The following is a 3,057-nucleotide window of genomic DNA, read 5'->3' on the forward strand; positions in this document are numbered from 1 at the left end:
GGCTCCTCGAGGGGGAACGGGAGAAGCTGCGACGCCTCGACCAGGTCCTGCGCGCCCGGGTCGTCGGACAGGACGAGGCGGTGCGGCTCGTCGCCGACACGGTGCTCCGGGCCCGCGCGGGCATCGGGAACCCGCGCCGCCCGATCGGGTCATTCCTCTTCCTCGGGCCGATGGGGATCGGGAAGACCGAGTTGGCCCGGGCCCTGGCGACGGCCCTGTTCGACTCCGAGGACAGCCTGATCCGCATCGACCTGGGCGAGTACCAGGAGCGGCACAGCGTCGGCCGGCTGCTGGGCGCCCCACCCGGCCAGACCGGGCTCGTCGAGGGCGGGCAGCTCACCGAGGCGGTACGACGCAAGCCCTACGCGGTGGTGCTGTTCGACGAGATCGAGAAGGCACACGCCGACGTCCTCAACATCCTGCTGCAGGTCCTGAGCGACGGTCGGCTCACCGACGCCCGGGGACGCACCGTCGACTTCCGTGACACCGTCGTCATCCTGACCTCCGGTGTGGGGTCCGAACGGCTCACCGGCGGTCCGGACGCCGATGGGACAGCCGGGCCCGAGGTCCGCGTTCGGATCACGGCCGACCTGCGCCGGGCGTTCCGGCCCGAGTTCCTCCACCAGCTCGACGAGGTCGTGCTGTTCTCCCCGCTGACCCTGCCCGAGATCGAGCGGATCGTCGAGCTGCTGGTGGACGATCTGCGGGCCCGATTGGCGGATCGGCGCATCACCCTGGACATCACCGAGCCGGCCCGGATGTTCATCGCCCGTCAGGGCTACGACCCGGTCCATGGCGCCCGCCCGCTGCGCCGCTACCTGCAACGCGAGGTGGAGACCCGGCTCGGGCGGGAAATGATCGCCGGTGAGGTCGACGACGGTTCCGCGGTGGTCGTCGACCTCGCCGGAGACACGCTGACGGTCCGGCACGGACGGTCCGGCACGCTCAGCGGTCGCTGAACCCCGGGCGGTCGCTGAACCCCGGGCGGTCGCTGAACCCCGGGCGGTCGCCGAACCTCTTGCGGAGGACGACGAAGTAGAGATCCGGTCGCAGCGGCCGGCCGAACCGTTCGTCGTCGTAGGGGAACGGGCTCGTTCTGGTGGTCAGGACGTATCCGCGCCGCTGATACCAGGCGATCAGCTCGGCCCGTTGGGCGATGACCAGCAGGTCCATCCAGGCCGCGGAGCAGGCCGTCACGGCGTGCCGTTCGGCGAGCCGCAGCAGGGTGTCGCCGAGCCCGTTGCCCTGGCGGGTCGGGCTTACCGCGAACATGCCGAAGTAGGACCCGATCAACGGTGATGCATCCGGGCCACACCGCTCCGCGTCAGCCTGCCCGTGGGTGGCATACCCCGACCGGGTCACCTCGGTCGCCGCGTGCCCCGACCGGGCCGGTGGCTCGACCCGTCGTTCCACGTGGCAGCAGCCGAGGAGGGCTCCGTCCGGGTCCTGCACGAGCAGCACCACACTGTCCAGCGCCGCCAGTGCCGCGCCGACCGCGGCGGCGTCGGTGCGCCGCCCGGCGAGCAGGTCGGCCTCGGTGGTCCACCCCGCGCGACTGGACTCCCCCCGGTACGCGGACTCGACGAGCTCGACGATCGCCGCGACGTCGGCCTCGGTCGCACGGCGGAACGTGAGGTCGCCCGGGTAGGCATGGGAAACCGATCGCATCCTCCCCATCCTCACAGCTCCCGGGGGTAGTCCCCCGGGAATGCGAGCGAGCGCATAGCGGGTAACGGCCCGGGCGGGACGGGAGAACGGGCGGACGGGGGCGTCACGGCGGCGGCGAGACGGGGAAGCAGCAGGCCCAGAGGCGCGTCGACTCGGACGGCCGCGCGGCTGTCCCCCCGAGTCGGACCCTGGTTGACGATCGCGACCGGGATGTCGAGCTCCGCCGCACGGAGCACGAACCGGTAGCCGGACATCACCGTCAGCGACGACCCGAGGATCAGCAGCGCCCTGGCCCCCTCGACCAGCCGGAACGCCTCCGCGACACGCGGCCGCGGCACGGTCGCGCCGAAGAACACCACGTCCGGTTCCAGCTCGTCACCGCCACACCGGCGGCAGCCCACCATGACGAAGGCGGCGACCATGTCGTCGGGGAGCGTGACATCGCCGTCCGGGTTGGTCTGCGCGGCGCCGACATGGAATCCGGGATTGACCGCCCGCAGACGCTGGTCGAGCTCGAGGCGAGGGCTCACGTCGCCGCAGCCGCGACACAGCACGCGCGACAGCCTGCCGTGCAAATCGATGACGCGCCGTGAGCCGGCGCGCTGGTGCAGGCCGTCAACGTTCTGCGTCACGACGCCGGTCACCAGGCCGTCCTGCTCCAACCGGGCCAGTGCCCGGTGGCCCGGGTTCGGCTCCGCCCGGGCCACCCGCCGCCACCCGGCATGGCTGCGGGCCCAGTAGCGGTGCCGGGCCGCGGGATCATCGGTGAACTCCTGGTACGTCATCGGGGTGTGACGGCGCAGTGCCCCGTTCGGACCCCGGTAGTCCGGAATACCGGAGTCGGTGGAGAGCCCCGCACCGGTTACCACCGCGACCCCGCCGGCCGCGACCAGCGAGCAGAGCCGGTCGAACGCCTCGCCCCCGCCACCCGCCGCCTGCTGTCGCGCACCGTCCCTCACACCGTCCATGCTGCCCGATCCGCCCGTGCCCCGGATGCCCGTTCCGCGCCACCGCTCCCTGCCCGTCCGGGGATGGAGCCGGGGGAAGACGTCCCGGCAGGTTGATGTTTCGGACACCGGCATCGATACGTCGTGTAGTCGTCGTAGCTGTGTGGTGTGATCAGGCTCTGAGTCGTACGGTTGCGGCGAAGCCAGCCTTCCCGAGGATGGTTACGACGATGGACGGCGAGAACGCACAGGTCGGCACCAGGCACGCCGAGTCGGGGGATGCCCGGCGCCACCCCTCCGGCCCAGTCGCTCACGGCAGGTCAGCCGCGTCGACCACGACCAGGACCACCGTCAAAACCGTCGGCATGGCCGCCGGCACGAGCGTGGGCCGACCGGCCGCGATGGAGGCTGAGCTGGCCTCGGTCCATCCCGGTCCGGCCGC

3 protein-coding genes are annotated in these 3,057 nt (G+C 72.1%); 1 reads left to right on the forward strand and 2 read right to left on the reverse strand.

The features are described 5' to 3' along the window. On the forward strand, nucleotides 1-959 hold a 959-nt coding region (locus AC08ON_RS06680), incomplete at its 5' end, for an AAA family ATPase (RefSeq protein ID WP_476616636.1). On the opposite strand, the gene AC08ON_RS06685 is transcribed toward AC08ON_RS06680, so the two are convergent. Continuing rightward, on the reverse strand, nucleotides 946-1,677 hold the full coding sequence (locus AC08ON_RS06685) for a GNAT family N-acetyltransferase (protein WP_476606711.1): 732 nt from the start codon (nucleotides 1,675-1,677) through the stop codon (nucleotides 946-948). The genes AC08ON_RS06680 and AC08ON_RS06685 overlap by 14 nt on opposite strands. 2 nt (nucleotides 1,678-1,679) lie before the next feature. Further along, nucleotides 1,680-2,636: an NAD-dependent protein deacetylase gene (locus AC08ON_RS06690; RefSeq protein ID WP_476606712.1), complete on the reverse strand. Its 957-nt coding sequence runs from the start codon at nucleotides 2,634-2,636 to the stop codon at nucleotides 1,680-1,682. Nucleotides 2,637-3,057 lie beyond the last annotated feature (421 nt).

This window comes from Frankia sp. CoWAU3, from assembly GCF_977971855.1.